This is a genomic window from Enterobacter vonholyi (genome assembly GCF_040834095.1).
Classification (GTDB): Bacteria; Pseudomonadota; Gammaproteobacteria; order Enterobacterales; family Enterobacteriaceae; genus Enterobacter; species Enterobacter vonholyi.
Genome location: NZ_CP162152.1, coordinates 4193413 through 4209851, shown reverse-complemented (window position 1 = coordinate 4209851; position 16439 = coordinate 4193413). Strand labels below are relative to the sequence as shown.

Genomic DNA, 16439 nt, shown 5'->3' with positions numbered 1-16439 from the left:
AACGCGATGAAAACAAAACTTTCCTGGTTATGTGCAGTGGCAATGGGGATGAATGCGATCCCCGCAACAATGGCTAACGCAGCCCCGGGTAACGCAGCGGCAACGCCTGCGCCAACGGTACCTGTCGTCGCGCAAGCAACCGATCCGGTTGTCACCGCGGCACCTGGCCAAACAGAAAATATCACGCCGAACCAGCCGACGGAGGGGAACACATTGCCGGCAGACGGCCAGGTCATCGGGCAGGTGATGCCGGGCGTCCGGGGGGCGAATGCGCCCGTCGTTGCGGACAATGCGCCGTCGCGCGACGTGAAGCTGACCTTCGCGCAAATTGCGCCGCCTCCGGGCAGCATGGTGCTGCGCGGCATCAACCCTAACGGCGGCATTGAGTTTGGCATGCGCAGCGATGAGGTCGTCTCTAATGCGGTGCTGAACCTTGAATACACCCCGTCGCCGTCTCTGCTGCCGACGCAGTCTCAGCTGAAGGTCTACCTGAATGACGAGCTGATGGACGTACTGCCGGTCACGAAAGAGCAGCTGGGCAAGAAAACTCAGGCTCAGGTGCCGATCAACCCGCTGTTCATCACCGATTTTAACCGTATTCGCCTGGAGTTTGTCGGTCACTACCGCGATGTCTGCGAAAACCCGGCCAGCAACACGCTGTGGATGGACGTCGGACGTAACTCCTCGCTGCAGATGACCTACCAGTCGCTGGCGCTGAAAAACGATCTCTCCGCATTCCCGGTTCCGTTCTTTGATCCGCGTGATAACCGTCCGCTCACGCTGCCGATGGTGTTTGCCTCGTCCCCGGACGTGACCGAACAGCTGGCGGCCACCATTGTGGCGTCCTGGTTTGGTTCACGCGCGGGCTGGCGTGGACAGAGCTTCCCGGCGATGTATGACAAACTGCCGGACAGAAATGCCATTGTGTTTGCGACCAACGCGAAACGCCCGGCCTTCCTGCGCGATCGTCCGGACGTCAAAGCGCCGACCGTTGAGATGATAAGCCACCCGGAAAACCCGTACGTGAAGCTGCTGGTGGTCTTTGGTCGTGATGATAAAGACCTGGTGCAGGCAGCAAAAGCCATTGCTCAGGGTAACGTCCTTTTCCGCGGCAACAGCGTGGTGGTGGATGAGGTCAAACCGCTGCTGGCGCGTAAACCTTATGATGCGCCAAACTGGGTGCGTACCGACCGTGCGGTGACATTCGGTGAGCTGAAAACCTATGAAGAACAGCTGCAGGCGACGGGGCTTGAGCCAGCGCCGATTAGCCTGTCGCTGAATCTGCCGCCGGATCTGTACCTGCTGCGTACCAACGGCATTGATATCAATCTGAACTACCGCTATACCGCGCCAGCGACCAAAGACAGCTCGCGCATGGATATCAGCCTGAACAACCAGTTCCTGCAATCCTTCAGCCTGCAAAGCACGCAGGATACTAACCGCCTGATGCTTCGCCTGCCGGTGCTGCAGGGTCTTCTGGATGGCAAAACGGATGTCTCTATTCCGGCACTGAAGCTTGGCGCGATAAACCAGCTGCGCTTTGACTTCCAGTACATGAACCCAATGCCTGGCGGTTCTGCGGAAAACTGCATCACCTTCCAGCCCGTACAGAACCACGTTGTGATTGGCGATGAGTCGACCATCGACTTCTCGAAGTACTATCACTTCCTGGCGATGCCGGATCTGCGCGCCTTTGCTAACGCGGGCTTCCCGTTCAGCCGCATGGCCGATCTTTCTGAGTCCATCGTAGTAATGCCAAAAGCGCCAACTGAAGGGCAGGTAACGACCCTGCTGGATACCATGGCGACCGTTGGAGGACAGACGGGATTACCGGCGATTAACGTTACGTTGACGGACGATGGCAGCCAGATTCAGAACAAAGACGCTGACATCATGGTGATCGGTACCATTCCGGACAAGCTGAAGGATGACAAACGTATCGATCTGCTGGTGAAAGCGGCTCAGTCCTGGGTTAACACGCCGCTGCGCCAGACCGAGTTCCCGAGCATTATGCCGGATGTGAACGATCGTCAGGCCAGCGCGCAGACGACGGTAACGTCTCAGGGGGCAATGGCCGCGGTGGTCGGCTTCCAGTCACCTTACAACGAACAGCGTAGCGTGGTGGCTCTCCTCGCGGACAGCCCGCGCGGGTATGAACTGCTCAATACGGCCATGAACGACAGCGGTAAACGTGCCGCGATGTTTGGTTCCGTGTCGGTGATCCGTGAGTCCGGCGTCAATAGCCTGCGCGTGGGCGATGTGTACTACGTAGGCCATCTGCCGTGGTTTGAACGCCTGTGGTATGCGCTGGCTAACCATCCGGTTCTGCTCGCCATCCTGGCTGCGGTCAGCGTGGTCTTGCTGGCATGGGTGCTGTGGCGTCTGCTGCGAATCATCAGCCGTCGTCGTCTGAACCCGGATGAGTAAGATGTGATGAAAGCCTTTCGCTGGTGTGTATTAGCAGCGGTGATGCTGGCGGCGCTACCTCTTCGCGCCGCCTGTACCTGGCCTGCCTGGGAGCAGTTTAAAAAGGACTACATCAGCGAGGGCGGGCGTGTCGTTGATCCCAGCGACACGCGCAAAATTACGACCTCGGAAGGGCAAAGCTACGCCCTGTTCTTTGCCCTGGCGGCGAACGATCGCAAATCTTTTGACCAGCTGCTGACCTGGACGCGCGATAATCTTGCCAGCGGCGATCTCAACGACCATCTGCCTGCCTGGCTATGGGGTCAGAAAGATAAAGAGACGTGGGCGGTGATTGATACTAACTCCGCCTCTGACGCCGATGTCTGGATCGCCTGGTCACTGCTCGAAGCGGGTCGACTGTGGAAACATCCGGATTATACCCGCACGGGTAAAGCGCTGCTGAAACGCATTGTCAGCGAGGAAGTGGTGAAAGTCCCGGGGCTCGGCGCAATGCTGCTTCCCGGTAAAGTCGGCTTTGCCGATGAGAACGTATGGCGCTTTAATCCCAGCTATCTTCCTCCGCAGCTAGCGAGTTATTTCACGCGTTTTGGTACCCCGTGGACCACGCTTCGTGAAACCAATCAGCGCCTGCTGCTGGAGAGTGCGCCGAAAGGATTTTCGCCGGACTGGGTGCAGTATCAGAAAAACAAAGGCTGGCGGTTACAGCAGGATAAATCGCTGGTGGGCGGCTACGATGCCATCCGCGTTTATCTCTGGGTGGGAATGATGAGTGATAAAGATCCTCAGAAAGCCCGGCTGCTGACGCGCTTCCAGCCGATGGCGGCCAAGACAATGAAACGGGGTGTGCCGCCGGAGAAAGTGGATGTGGCGACGGGTAAACGCACCGGGAATGGTCCGGTCGGGTTCTCTGCCGCCATGCTGCCGTTTTTACAACAACGTGATGCCCAGGCGGTTCAGCGCCAGCGCGTTGCAGACCATTTTCCCGATAATAATGCCTATTACAGCTACGTGCTGACTCTCTTTGGGCAAGGATGGGATCAGCATCGTTTTCGCTTCACCGCAAAAGGTGAATTAATACCGGATTGGGGCCAGGAATGCGCAAGTTCACAGTAAATCTACTCACTTTATCGCTTGGCCTGGCGCTTATGCCGTGGGCCCAGGCCGCCAACTCTCCGCAGCAGAAACAGCTGCTGGAACAGGTTCGGCTGGGCGAATCGACACAGCGTGAGGATTTGGTTCGTCAGTCGCTTTATCGTCTGGAGCTGATTGACCCGAACAACCCTGACGTCATTGCCGCACGCTTTCGCTACCTGCTGCGCCAGGGCGATAACGCCGGCGCGCAAAAAGAGCTGGACCGTCTGAAAGGGATCGCGCCGGGCTCGAGCGCGTACCAGTCATCACGCAATACGATGCTGCTTTCCACTCCGGATGGCCGCCAGCAGCTCCAGCAGGCGCGATTGCTCGCCACCACGGGACACACGCAGGAGGCGATTGCAGCCTATGACAAGCTGTTTGACGGCAACCCACCGGGCGGCGACGTGGCGACGGAATACTGGAACGTGGTGGCGAAAGATCCTGCTCGCCGGAATGCAGCCATTAACCAGCTCAAGAAAATAAACAGCAGCAGCCCCGGAAATACACAGCTGCAGGCGACGCTGTCCCAGCTTCTGTTCCAGAGCGGACGCCGTGACGAAGGCTTTGCGCTATTGCAGGAGATGGCTAAATCCACCAACGGGCGCAGCCAGGCGTCTGATATGTGGTATGACCAAATCAAAGACCAGCCTGCCAGCAGCGCGAGCGTTAGCGCGCTGCAAAAATACCTGAGCGTATTCAGCGACGGTGATAGCGTCGCGGCGGCGCGTGCCCAGCTTGAAGCCCAGCAAAAACAGCTCGCTGACCCTGCATTCCGCGCGAAAGCGGAAGGGCTGGCGGCGGTGGATGCCGGGCAGGGCAGTAAGGCGGTGGCGGAGCTGCAAAAAGCCGTCAGCGCCAACCATGCCGACAGTGAAGCGGTGGGTGCCCTGGGACAGGCTTATTCCCAGAAAGGCGACCGCGCCCGCGCGGTGGCACAGTTTGAAAAGGCAATTGCCCTCGATCCCCAGAGCGATAACCGGGGTAAATGGGACAGTTTGCTGAAGGTTAACCGCTACTGGCTGCTGATCCAGCAGGGCGATGCGGCGCTGAAGGCGAATAACCCGGCGCAGGCGGAGCGTTACTATCAGCAGGCACGCAGTATCGACAATACCGACAGCTATGCCGTGCTGGGGCTGGGCGACGCCGCCGCGGCGCGTAAAGATAACGACGCGGCGGAGCGTTATTACCGTCAGGCGCTGCGAATGGACAGCGGCAACAGCAATGCGGTCCGCGGTCTGGCCAATATTTACCGTGCGCAGTCCCCGGAGAAAGCCTCGCAGTTTATCCAGTCTCTCTCCGCCAGCCAGCGCAGAAGCATAGATGATATTGAACGTAGCCTGACCAACGAACAGCTCTCCGCCCAGGCCGAGCAGCTTGAAAATCAGGGGAAATACGCTCAGGCGGCAGAGATTCAGCGTCGTCGTCTGGCGCTCTCTCCCGGCGATGTATGGATAACCTATCGTCTCTCGCGCGATCTCTACAGCGCGGGTCAGCGCAGCCAGGCGGATACCCTGATGCGTCAGCTTGCCAGCCAGAAACCGTCCGACCCGGATCAGGTTTATGCCAACGGGCTCTATCTTTCCGGAAACGATCAGGACCGCGCCGCGCTGGCGCATCTGGATACGCTGCCGCGAAGCCAGTGGAACGGCAATATTCAGGAGCTTGCTGACCGTCTGCAAAGTAACCAGGTGCTGGAAACCGCCAACCGTCTGCGCGACAGCGGCAAAGAGCAGGAGGCTGAAAACCTTTTGCGCCAGCAGCCAACCTCCACCCGCATCGACCTGACGCTGGCGGACTGGGCGCAGCAGCGTGGCGATCTGGACTCGGCAAAAACGACGTACAACGCCGTTCTGCAGCGTGAACCGCAGAACGAAGACGCCATCCTCGGCCTGACCGAGATTTATAGCGCTCAGGGTAACAAAGATGCCGCGCGCTCGGAGCTGGCGAAGCTGCCCGCCGCGCAAAACGGTCAGCCGCTGTCGCTCAATATGCAGCGCCGCATCGCGATGGCGCAGGCGGGTCTGGGCGATTCCGCCGCCGCAGAACAGACCTTCAATAAAATTATTCCGCAGGCTAAATCGCAGCCCGGCTCCATGGAAAACGCGCTGGTGCTGCGTGATGCCGCGCGTTTCCAGGCGCAAAACGGGCAGCCTCAGCAGGCACTGGAAACCTACAAAGACGCGATGGTGTCGTCTGGCATCACCACGACGCGTCCGGTGGATAACGACAGTTTCACTCGTCTGACGCGTAACGATGAAAAAGACGACTGGCTGAAACGCGGCGTGCGCAGTGATGCCGGTGACTTGTACCGTCAGCAGGATGTTAACGTCACGCTGCAGCACGACTACTGGGGCTCCAGCGGCACGGGCGGCTATTCCGACCTGAAAGCGCATACTACCATGCTGCAGGTGGATGCCCCGCTCTCTGACGGGCGCATGTTCTTCAGAAGCGATCTGGTCAACATGGACGCTGGTTCATTTGATAACAATAACGGAACCTACGATCCTAAATGGGGGACCTGCTACGAAACGCCGTGTAGCGGCAATACCCATCAGTCCGACAATGGCGCAAGCGTTGCCGTCGGCTGGCAGAATAAAACCTGGGCGATGGATATTGGCACCACGCCGATGGGCTTTGACGTTGTCGACGTGGTGGGCGGCATCAGCTACAGCAGCGATCTGGGCCCCATCGGCTATACCGTTAACGCCCATCGTCGCCCAATCTCCAGCTCTCTGCTGGCGTTCGCCGGGCAAAAAGATACCAACACCGGCACCACCTGGGGCGGCGTACGTGCCACCGGTGGCGGCGTAAGCATGAGCTATGACAAAGGTGAAGCGAACGGCATCTGGTCGAGCCTGAATGCGGAAACGCTGACGGGTAAAAATGTTGAGGATAACTGGCGCGTCCGCTGGATGACGGGTTACTACTACAAGCTCATTAATAAAAACAATGAGCGCCTGACGGTCGGCGTCTCCAATATGCTCTGGCACTACGACAAAGACCTGAGCGGGTATACCCTGGGTCAGGGCGGTTACTACAGTCCGCAGGAGTACGTCTCCTTCGCACTGCCGGTGACCTGGCGTAAACGCACGGAGAACTGGTCCTGGGAGCTGGGTGGCTCGGTCTCCTGGTCTCACTCGAAAACCAAAGACGAACTGCGCTACCCGATCCAGAATCTGATCCCGACCGATGAGCCAGACCGCTATACCGACCGGGGCGCAATGGAAACCGGCAGCAGTTCATCAGGAACGGGTTATACCGCGCGGGCCATTATCGAGCGCCGCGTAACGTCCAACTGGTTTGTAGGCATGGGCGTGGATATTCAGGAGGCGAAAGACTATACCCCAAGCCATGCGCTGATCTATGTGCGCTACTCTGCCGCAGGCTGGCAGGGCGATATGGACTTACCGCCGCAGCCGCTCATCCCTTACGCGGACTGGTAATCGGATTTTCCTTAATCCATTTGTAAGTCTCTCTTAATAGCGCGGCAATCGGGTATACTCAGGCGCGCCGGGTTTACACCCTGGCGCGCCCTGCGCTTCGAGTTTTGTGGAGAGTCATTTTGCGTGTCAGCCGTTCCTTAACAATCAAACAGATGGCGATGGTCTCTGCCGTCACCATGCTGTTTGTCCTGCTCTTCTGCGTAATTTTGCTGTTTCATTCCGTACAGCAGAATCGCTATAACACGGCTTCGCAGTTAGAAAGTATCGCCCGCTCGGTGCGTGGCCCGCTTTCTGCCTCTATCCTGAAAGGGGATATTCCCGAAGCGGAAACCATTTTAAAACGTATTCAGCCTGCCGGCGTCGTTAGCCGCGCCGATGTCGTCTTGCCCAACCAGTTTCAGGCGCTGCGGATGAGCTTTATCCCGGAGCGTCCCGTCCCGATGATGGTGATGCGCCTGTTTGAACTGCCGGTGCAAATTTCGCTTCCCGTTTATTCGCTTGAACGCCCTGCGAATCCGCAGCCGCTGGCCTACCTGGTTTTGCAGGCGGACTCCTACCGCATGTATAAATTCGTCATGAGCTGGGTGGTTACGTTAGTGACCACTTGCTTACTTATGACGCTTATTCTCAGCGTGGCGCTCACCTGGTGCATTAACCGGCTGATTGTTCATCCGCTGCGCCGTATCGCCCGTGAGCTGAATACGCTTGCGCCGCAGGATCAGATGGGACATCAGCTTGAGCTGCCGCGTCTGCATCATGACGATGAGATAGGTATGCTGGTGCGCAGCTACAACCTCAATCAGCAGCGCATCCAGCGTCAGCAGGATGAATTAAACAGCAGCGCCACCCGTTTTCCGGTATCGGAGCTCCCCAATAAAGCCTTCCTGATGGCGATGCTGGAGCAGACCGTTGCCCGTCAGCAAACTACGGCGCTGATGGTTATCGCCTGTGAAACCTTGCAGGACACGGCTGGCGTGCTTCAGGAGAGCCAGCGCGAAATGCTGCTGCTCACCCTGGTGGAAAAGATCAAATCTGTCCTTGCCCCGCGCATGGTGCTGACCCAGGTCAGCGGTTACGATCTGGTGGTGATTGCCAACGGCGTAAAAGAACCGTGGCATGCGATCACCTTAGGTCAGCAAGTACTCACTGTCATTAATGAGCGGTTGCCCATTCAGGGTATCCAGCTTCGTCCGAGCGCCAGTATCGGTATCGCCATGTACTATGGTGATTTAACGGCGGAGCAGCTTTATCGTCGCGCGTTCTCGGCGGCGTTTACCGCCCGGCGCAAAGGGAAAAATCAGATCCAGTTCTTTGAACCGGAGCAGATGGAAAAGGCGCAGCAGCGCCTGACGGAAGAGAGCGACATCCTGACCGCGCTGGATAACCGGCAGTTTGCCCTCTGGCTACAGCCGCAGATGAATTTGCTGACGGGAGAAGTGAAAAGCGCCGAGGCACTGCTGCGCGTGCAGCAGCCGGATGGTTCATGGGAACTGCCGGAAGGGCTGATTGAGCGCATTGAGTCCTGCGGCCTGATGGTTACCGTCGGCTACTGGGTGCTGGAAGAGTCCTGCCGTCAGCTGGCCGCCTGGCAGGAGCGCGGCGTGACGCTGCCGCTGTCGGTCAATTTGTCTGCTATGCAGCTTATGCACCCGACCATGGTTTCAGAGATGCTGGAGCTGATCCATCGTTACCGAATCAAGCCTGATACGTTAACTCTGGAAGTGACGGAGAGCCGACGCATCGACGATCCTAATCAGGCGGTCGCGATTCTCAAACCGCTGCGTAATGCCGGTATTCGCATTGCCCTGGACGATTTTGGCATGGGATACGCCGGGCTGCGTCAGCTTCAGCACATGAAAACCCTTCCGGTAGATGTGCTCAAAATTGACAAAGCGTTTGTCGACGGTCTGCCGGGCGACAGCAGCATGGTGCAGGCGATTATCCAGATGGCGCGTAGCCTCAACCTGCATCTTATTGCCGAGGGGATTGAAACCGAAGCGCAACGCGCCTGGCTTGCAGAGGCGGGCGTGGAGAGCGGACAAGGCTTCCTTTTTGCCCCCGCAGTCCCTTCGGATATCTTTGAAGAACGATACCTTTCTGGTGCTGACAATAACGCAAAAGTGTAATTTTGTTGCTGGCTTGTGCGAGCCAGCTCAAAGTTCTTAACATTTGTGTTTCAAATTTGAACTGAGTTTATTTCTGTCCTGTTATGTGGGTGTTATTTTAAAGCCGCAGGTTAACCATAACCTTACAAAACCTGTGGTTTTTCTTCCCAAGGACACCTTATGAAAACCTCACTCTTCAAAAGTCTTTATTTCCAGGTCCTGACAGCCATCGCCATCGGTATTCTGCTGGGTCACTATTATCCTGAGCTGGGCGCGCAAATGAAACCGCTTGGCGACGCGTTCGTTAAGCTCATTAAAATGGTCATCGCTCCGGTGATCTTCTGTACCGTCGTGACGGGCATCGCTGGCATGGAAAGCATGAAGGCGGTCGGTCGTACCGGTGCAGTGGCGCTTCTCTATTTTGAAGTGGTCAGTACCCTTGCGCTGATTATCGGTCTGATCATCGTCAACGTGGTGCAGCCGGGCGCGGGGATGAACGTAGACCCGTCAACGCTGGATGCCAAAGCGGTCGCGGTGTATGCCGAGCAGGCGAAGGATCAGGGCGTGGTGGCATTCCTGCTGGACGTAATCCCGGGCAGCGTCATTGGCGCGTTCGCCAGCGGAAACATCCTGCAGGTTCTGCTGTTTGCCGTGATGTTTGGTTTTGCCCTGCACCGTCTGGGCAGCAAAGGCCAGCTTATCTTTAATGTGATCGAAAGCTTCTCCCAGGTAATTTTCGGCATCATCAATATGATCATGCGCCTGGCGCCGATCGGTGCTTTCGGCGCGATGGCCTTTACCATCGGTAAGTATGGCGTCGGTACGCTGGTGCAGCTGGGTCAGCTGATTATCTGCTTCTATATCACCTGTATCCTTTTCGTGGTCGTGGTGCTGGGCTCCATCGCCCGCGCGACGGGTTTCAACATCTTCAAATTTATCCGTTACATCCGCGAAGAGCTGCTGATTGTTCTGGGGACCTCCTCTTCAGAATCGGCGCTGCCGCGTATGCTCGACAAGATGGAAAAGCTGGGGTGCCGTAAATCGGTGGTCGGGCTGGTGATCCCGACGGGCTACTCCTTCAACCTGGACGGTACCTCGATATACCTGACGATGGCGGCCGTGTTTATCGCTCAGGCGACCAACAGCCATATGGATATTTTCCACCAGATTACCCTGCTGGTGGTGCTCCTGCTCTCTTCTAAAGGCGCTGCAGGGGTGACGGGCAGCGGATTTATCGTGCTGGCTGCTACTATTTCCGCTGTGGGTCACCTGCCGGTGGCGGGTCTGGCGTTGATTCTCGGTATTGACCGCTTCATGTCAGAGGCGCGTGCGTTAACCAACCTGGTGGGTAACGGCGTGGCAACGGTGGTGGTGGCGAAATGGGTGAAAGAGCTGGATCACAAAAAGCTCGACGATACTCTGAATAATCGTTCAACTGACAGCAAAAATCCTGGCTTAACCTCTTAATCTTGTCACAAATGCCCGTATTCCCTTGTCGGGATGCGGGCTCCTGCGCATAATAACTGTTCGTACCTGTCATAATTCGACAAGATTTTTTTGGGTATATTTCACTTCGGACCGTGACGTTTTGCCGAACGCGCGGTCTAATCGACGTGTTTTCATCGTCATCTTTAAGAGTGAAGCGCGTCGCGAGGCACTCTTTTTTAACCAGGAATGTTGATCAGGGGTTCACATGCAGGGCACAAAAATTCGACTCTTAACCGGCGGTTTGCTGATGATGGCAGCAGCCAGTTATGTGCAGGCAGATGCGCTCCAGCCAGACCCGGCCTGGCAACAAGGGACATTAGCGAACGGTTTTCAGTGGCAGGTTTTAGCCACTCCGCAACGTCCCAGTGACCGTGTAGAAATCCGTCTGTCCATTAATACCGGTTCCCTCGCGGAAAGCACTCAGCAAACCGGTTTTAGCCATTTTATTCCCCGGCTGGCGCTCACGCAGAGCGGCAGCCTGCAAGCGGTTCAGGTGCGCTCACTTTGGCAGCAGGCCATCGATCCGAAGCGCCCGCTTCCTCCGGCTGTTGTCTCGTATGACTACACCATGTTTAACCTGAGCCTGCCTAATAACCGTAACGACCTGCTTAAAGAAGCGCTTACGTATCTCTCCGATGCCTCTGGCAATCTGGCGATTACGCCGGATACCGTCAACTATGCGTTGAGTAACAGCGACATGGTGGCGACCTGGCCTGGAGATACCAAAGAGGGCTGGTGGCGTTACCGCCTGAAAGGCTCAACGTTACTGGGACATGACCCGGCCGAACCGCTGAAACAGCCTGTCGATGCCGAACAGGTAAAATCGTTCTACCAGAAGTGGTACACCCCGGACGCCATGACGCTGATCGTGGTGGGTAACGTGGACAGCCGCGCGGTGGTGGAGCAGATCAACAAAGCATTTGGTGATTTGAAAGGTAAGCGTGAAACGCCAGCCCCTGTTCCGACACTCTCTCCGCTACGTGCAGAGCCTGTCAGCATTATGACGGACGCCGTGCGTCAGGATCGCCTCTCCGTCATGTGGGATAACGCCTGGCAGCCCATCCGCGAGTCCGCGGCGATGCTGCGCTACTGGCGTGCCGATCTGGCGCGTGAAGCGCTGTTCTGGCACGTTCAGCAGACGCTGAGCAAGAACAACGTGAAGAATATCGGTCTTGGCTTTGACTGCCGCGTGCTGTTCCAGCGTGCGCAGTGCGCCATCAACGTTGAGTCGCCGGGCGATAAGCTGAATGCCAATCTGGGCGTGGTCGCAAAAGAACTGGCAAAAGTGCGTAAAGAGGGGCTTTCCGAAGAGGAATTCAACGCTCTCGTGGCGCAGAAAAAACTCGAGCTGCAGAAGCTGTTTGCGACCTACGCTCGCGCCGATACCGACATTCTGATCAGCCAGCGTATTCGCTCTCTGCAGAACCAGGTGGTGGACATTGCGCCGGAACAGTACCAGAAACTGCGTCAGGACTTCCTGAACGGTCTGACCGTCGATATGCTCAATCAGGACCTCCGTCAGCAGCTGTCGCAGGAGATGGCGTTGATCCTCCTGCAGCCGAAGGGCGAGCCGGAATATGACATGAAGGAACTTCAGAAAACCTGGGATTCCATTATGGCTAACGCGCCGCAGCCAGCGCAGGCCGCCACGGCTGATGATTTACATCCGGACGCGACGGATATTCCGCAGGGGCAGTAATGCGTAGACATTCCCTCTCCCTGTGGGAGAGGGTTAGGGTGAGGGCATCAGCCCGCACCTTACTTAAACTGGCATCGCCTCGCGCGGAATAATCGCCCCGCGATACTGAATCACCGTGCTGGCCGTCAGGTGCCCACGCCGTGCCGCCGCTTCCGGCGTTCCACCCGTCAGACGTACCGCCAGATAGCCCGCGCTGAATGAATCCCCCGCCGCCGTGGTATCAATCACTTTCTCTTTGGCAAGCTTCACCGCCGGAACGTCAACCAGCGTTTCACCCGCAATCGCGACCAGACAAGACTCCGCACCGCGCTTAATCACCACTTCGCTCACGCCAGCCGCCTGCGTGCGTGCAATCACGTCCTCTACCGGTTTCTCACCCCACAGGGCGTCTTCATCGTCGAGCGTGAGGAAGGCGATGTCGGTGCACTGCAGCATCTGTTGATAGACCTGCTGCGTCTCTTCGCGGCTGCCCCACAGGCGCGGGCGGTAGTTGTTATCGAAAATAACCTTGCCGCCGTTTGCACGGCATTCGCGCAGCAGCGAGAGCAGCTTTGCACGGCTGGTGGGGCTTAAAATCGCAAGGCTAATCCCGCTCAGATATAGATAGTCAAAGGTCGCCAGCTCTTCGCAGATGGCCGCAGCCGCGTCGCTCTCCAGCCAGAATTTGGCCGCGGCTTCGTTACGCCAGTAATAAAACGTGCGTTCGCCGGTGCTGTCGGTCTCGATGTAATAAAGTCCCGGGAGGCGGTTTTCCATACGCTGAATCAGCGACGTTTCAACATGTTCACTCTGCCACGCCTCCAGCATCTGCTGGCTGAAGCTGTCCGTTCCCAGGGCGGTAACGTAGTTCACGGTGAGCGCCTCAGGCGCGACCTGGCGGGCAATATAAACGGACGTGTTTAACGTATCGCCACCAAATCCGCGGCTGACTTCAGCGCCTTTTTGTGACAGTTCAATCATGCATTCGCCAATCACGGCAATTTTTTTGGACATAGTCGTGAACCTGAACAGAAGAATAATCAGCAGTGTGCGCTGAGTGAATTAACCGGTCAACTATATTAAAACAACGTTCCATTATTTTATTTGAGCCAGCGCGTGTTCCCGCGCATTTCTGTCATCTTAATTTCATTTTCCCGGTGAATTGAACATAAAGTTCTCAATTGCCGCGCCGATAATCCTGTGACGAGTCCAGAAAGGCTATCCCAACAACAGGACATCTGAAATGAAGTCAGAGCAGGTTATCCAGCGGCTGAGCACTACGCCTGAGGCAAGTATTGAGAACTTGCAGGAGCATCGCTACTGGCTGCAATGTGAGCGTGCATACACCTATCAGCCGATCTACCGAACAGATGGTCGACTGATGGCAATTGAAATTTTGACCGTCGTTACGCACCCCTCAAACCCCACTCAGCGCATCGCGCCGGATCGCTATTTTGCCGAAGTTGCCGTTCGCCAGCGTCTGGATGTGCTGGAAGAACAGCTTCGCATGCTGGCGACGAAGCAGTCCTTTTTCGAACAGCACGATATCCTCGCCTCGGTGAACGTCGACGGCCCAACCCTGCTGGCGCTGCGGCAGAACGCAAAATTGCAGGAGCTGATCGCCACCCTGCCGTGGATGCGCTTTGAGCTGGTGGAGCATGTCCGTCTGCCGCAGGATTCCTCGTTTGCTTCGATATGCGAATACGGCCCGCTGTGGCTGGATGACTTTGGCACCGGCATGGCGAATTTCTCCGCCCTGAGTGAGGTGCGCTACGACTACATTAAAGTGGCCCGCGATCTGTTCATTATGCTGCGTCAGACCCCGGAAGGTCGGAATCTGTTTACGCTGTTATTACAGCTGATGAACCGCTATTGCCAGGGCGTGATTGTTGAAGGTGTGGAAACGCTGGAAGAGTGGCGTGATGTGCAAAGCTCGCCTGCCGCGGCGGCGCAAGGCTATTTCCTCTCCCGACCGGTACCCATGGATCGCCTCGATAGCGTGATAACTACCCTCTGATAAGCCCGCTTCCCTTTGTCTGGACTATAGTTTTACAGGACAGGTCATCAGGAAAGGGGATAAAAATGACAAGAACAACCAGGGTAATCTCCTGGACAGCAGGGATTTTCTTGTTGTTGATCGTGGTCGTCGCCATCATTATTGCGACGTTTGACTGGAACCGTCTCAAGCCGACCATCAACCAGAAAGTCTCAACCGAACTGAACCGCCCCTTCGCCATACGCGGTGATTTAGGTGTGGTATGGGAGCGTCAGAAAGAGGAGCCCGGCTGGCGAAGCTGGATCCCCTGGCCACACGTCCATGCCGACGACATCATTCTCGGCAACCCGCCGGACATCCCGGACGTCACCATGGTCCACCTGCCGCGCGTGGAGGCCACGCTAGCGCCGTTAGCGCTTCTGACCAAAACCGTTTATCTGCCGTGGATCAAACTTCAGCAGCCTGATGCGCGTCTGATCCGACTCTCAGAAAAAACCAACAACTGGACGTTTAACCTTGCCAGCGATGGCGAAAAAGATCCGAATACCCAGCCTTCTTCCTGGTCATTCCGTCTCGACAATATTCTTTTCGATCGCGGACGGATCGCCATCGACGATAAGGTCAGCAAGGCGGATGTGGAGATCCTGGTCGATCCGTTGGGCAAACCGCTGCCGTTTAGCGAGGTCACGGGCACGAAAGCAAAAGGCGACGCGGCAAGCGTAGGTGACTATGTCTTCGGCCTGACGGCAAAAGGACGCTACAACGACCAGCCGCTTAGCGGTAAAGGGAAAATAGGCGGCATGCTGGCGCTCCGGAGCGAAGGCACGCCGTTCCCGGTGCAGGCGGACTTCCGTTCCGGTAACACCCGCGTGGCGTTCGTAGGAATGGTTAACGACCCGATGAACATGGGCGGCGTTGACCTTCAGCTTAAATTTGCCGGTGATTCGCTGGGCGAGCTGTATGAACTGACCGACGTACTGCTGCCGGATACCCCGCCATTCGAAACGGACGGGCATCTGGTCGCCAAAATCGATACCGAAAAATCGTCCGTTTTTGACTACCGGGATTTTAATGGCCGCATTGGCGACAGCGACATCCACGGCACGCTGACCTACACCACCGGAAAACCGCGCCCGAAACTGGAAGGGGATGTTGAATCCCGTCAGCTGCGTCTGGCCGATCTTGGTCCGTTGATTGGCGTGGATTCGGGCAAAGGCACAAAGTCCAAAGAGGTCAAAAAGGACGTTCAGCCTGCGGGAAAAGTATTGCCTTACGATCGTTTCGAAACCGACAAATGGAACGTAATGGATGCGGATGTACGTTTCAAAGGCGGGAAAATTGAACATGGCAGTACGCTGCCGATCAGCAATCTTTCGACCCATATCCTCCTCAAAAACGCCGACCTGCGCCTTCAGCCACTGAAGTTCGGCATGGCGGGTGGGACGATTTCCTCGAACATTCACCTGGAAGGCGATAAGAAGCCGATGCAGGGACGGGCGGAGATCCAGGCGCGTCGATTGAAGCTGAAAGAGCTGATGCCGAACGTAGAGCTGATGCAGAAAACCCTCGGTGAAATGAACGGTGATGCCGACATTCGCGGCGTGGGGAACTCGGTGGCGGCGCTGTTGGGCAGCGGCAACGGAAACCTGAAGCTGCTGATGAACGACGGACTGGTGAGCCGAAACCTGATGGAGATCCTGGGGCTGAACGTCGGTAACTACGTCGTCGGGCAAATCTTCGGCGATGACGAGGTGCGGGTGAACTGCGCGGCGGCCAATCTGGATCTGGTGAACGGCGTGGCGCGCCCGCAGATTTTTGCCTTCGACACGGAAAACGCGGTGATTAACGTGACCGGTACCGCCAGCATGGCTTCGGAGCAGCTTGATCTGACGATTGACCCGGAGAGTAAGGGGATCCGTATTATCACGCTGCGCTCGCCGCTGTACGTGCGCGGGACCTTCAAAAATCCGCAGGCGGGCGTGAAGCCAGGGCCGCTGATTGCGCGCGGTGCCGTGGCTGCGGCCCTTGCGACGCTGGTTACCCCAGCCGCAGCGCTGCTGGCACTGATTTCGCCGTCAGAGGGCGAGGCGAATCAGTGCCGGACCATTTTGTCGCAGATGAAGAAATAGCTCCCTTTCTCCCTCTCCCTGTGGGAGAGGGCCGGGGTG

Annotated in this window: 9 protein-coding genes; 8 read left to right on the top strand and 1 reads right to left on the bottom strand. The window is 57.0% G+C overall.

Annotated features, from left to right (window positions below):
* Positions 1-6: 6 nt before the first annotated feature.
* From bcsB to AB3N39_RS19775, 6 genes are all read left to right on the top strand, one after another.
* The gene (gene bcsB, locus AB3N39_RS19800; RefSeq protein WP_115876799.1) at positions 7-2427 is read left to right on the top strand and encodes a cellulose biosynthesis cyclic di-GMP-binding regulatory protein BcsB; all 2421 of its coding nucleotides are present in this window, start codon (positions 7-9) and stop codon (positions 2425-2427) included.
* 6 nt (positions 2428-2433) lie between these two features.
* Positions 2434-3540: a cellulose synthase complex periplasmic endoglucanase BcsZ gene (gene bcsZ / locus AB3N39_RS19795; RefSeq protein ID WP_115876800.1), complete on the top strand. Its 1107-nt coding sequence runs from the start codon at positions 2434-2436 to the stop codon at positions 3538-3540.
* A complete protein-coding gene (gene bcsC / locus AB3N39_RS19790) occupies positions 3522-7004 on the top strand; it encodes a cellulose synthase complex outer membrane protein BcsC (protein WP_367896968.1) in 3483 nt (1160 codons plus the stop codon). Before bcsZ ends, bcsC begins: the two co-directional genes overlap by 19 nt.
* 119 nt (positions 7005-7123) lie before the next feature.
* Positions 7124-9130 carry a biofilm formation regulator HmsP gene (gene hmsP / locus AB3N39_RS19785; RefSeq protein WP_115876802.1) on the top strand — a complete coding sequence of 669 codons (2007 nt, stop codon included), beginning with the start codon at positions 7124-7126 and terminating at the stop codon, positions 9128-9130.
* Between the two features lie 159 nt (positions 9131-9289).
* Positions 9290-10576 carry a dicarboxylate/amino acid:cation symporter gene (locus tag AB3N39_RS19780; RefSeq protein WP_023309587.1) on the top strand — a complete coding sequence of 429 codons (1287 nt, stop codon included), beginning with the start codon at positions 9290-9292 and terminating at the stop codon, positions 10574-10576.
* 226 nt (positions 10577-10802) lie between these two features.
* On the top strand, positions 10803-12296 hold the full coding sequence (locus AB3N39_RS19775) for a pitrilysin family protein (protein ID WP_136195972.1): 1494 nt from the start codon (positions 10803-10805) through the stop codon (positions 12294-12296).
* A 63-nt stretch (positions 12297-12359) separates the two neighbouring features.
* Here the strand turns inward: AB3N39_RS19775 and AB3N39_RS19770 are convergent, their stop codons facing one another.
* The gene (locus AB3N39_RS19770) at positions 12360-13289 is read right to left on the bottom strand and encodes a sugar kinase (protein ID WP_136195971.1); all 930 of its coding nucleotides are present in this window, start codon (positions 13287-13289) and stop codon (positions 12360-12362) included.
* 229 nt (positions 13290-13518) lie between these two features.
* On the opposite strand from AB3N39_RS19770, the gene pdeH reads away from it, so the two are divergent.
* Positions 13519-14292, top strand: coding sequence for a cyclic-guanylate-specific phosphodiesterase (gene pdeH / locus AB3N39_RS19765; protein WP_115876804.1), 774 nt, complete (start codon positions 13519-13521; stop codon positions 14290-14292).
* A gap of 65 nt (positions 14293-14357) precedes the next feature.
* Positions 14358-16400, top strand: coding sequence for an AsmA family protein (locus AB3N39_RS19760; protein WP_325814337.1), 2043 nt, complete (start codon positions 14358-14360; stop codon positions 16398-16400).
* The last annotated feature ends 39 nt before the right edge of the window (positions 16401-16439 follow it).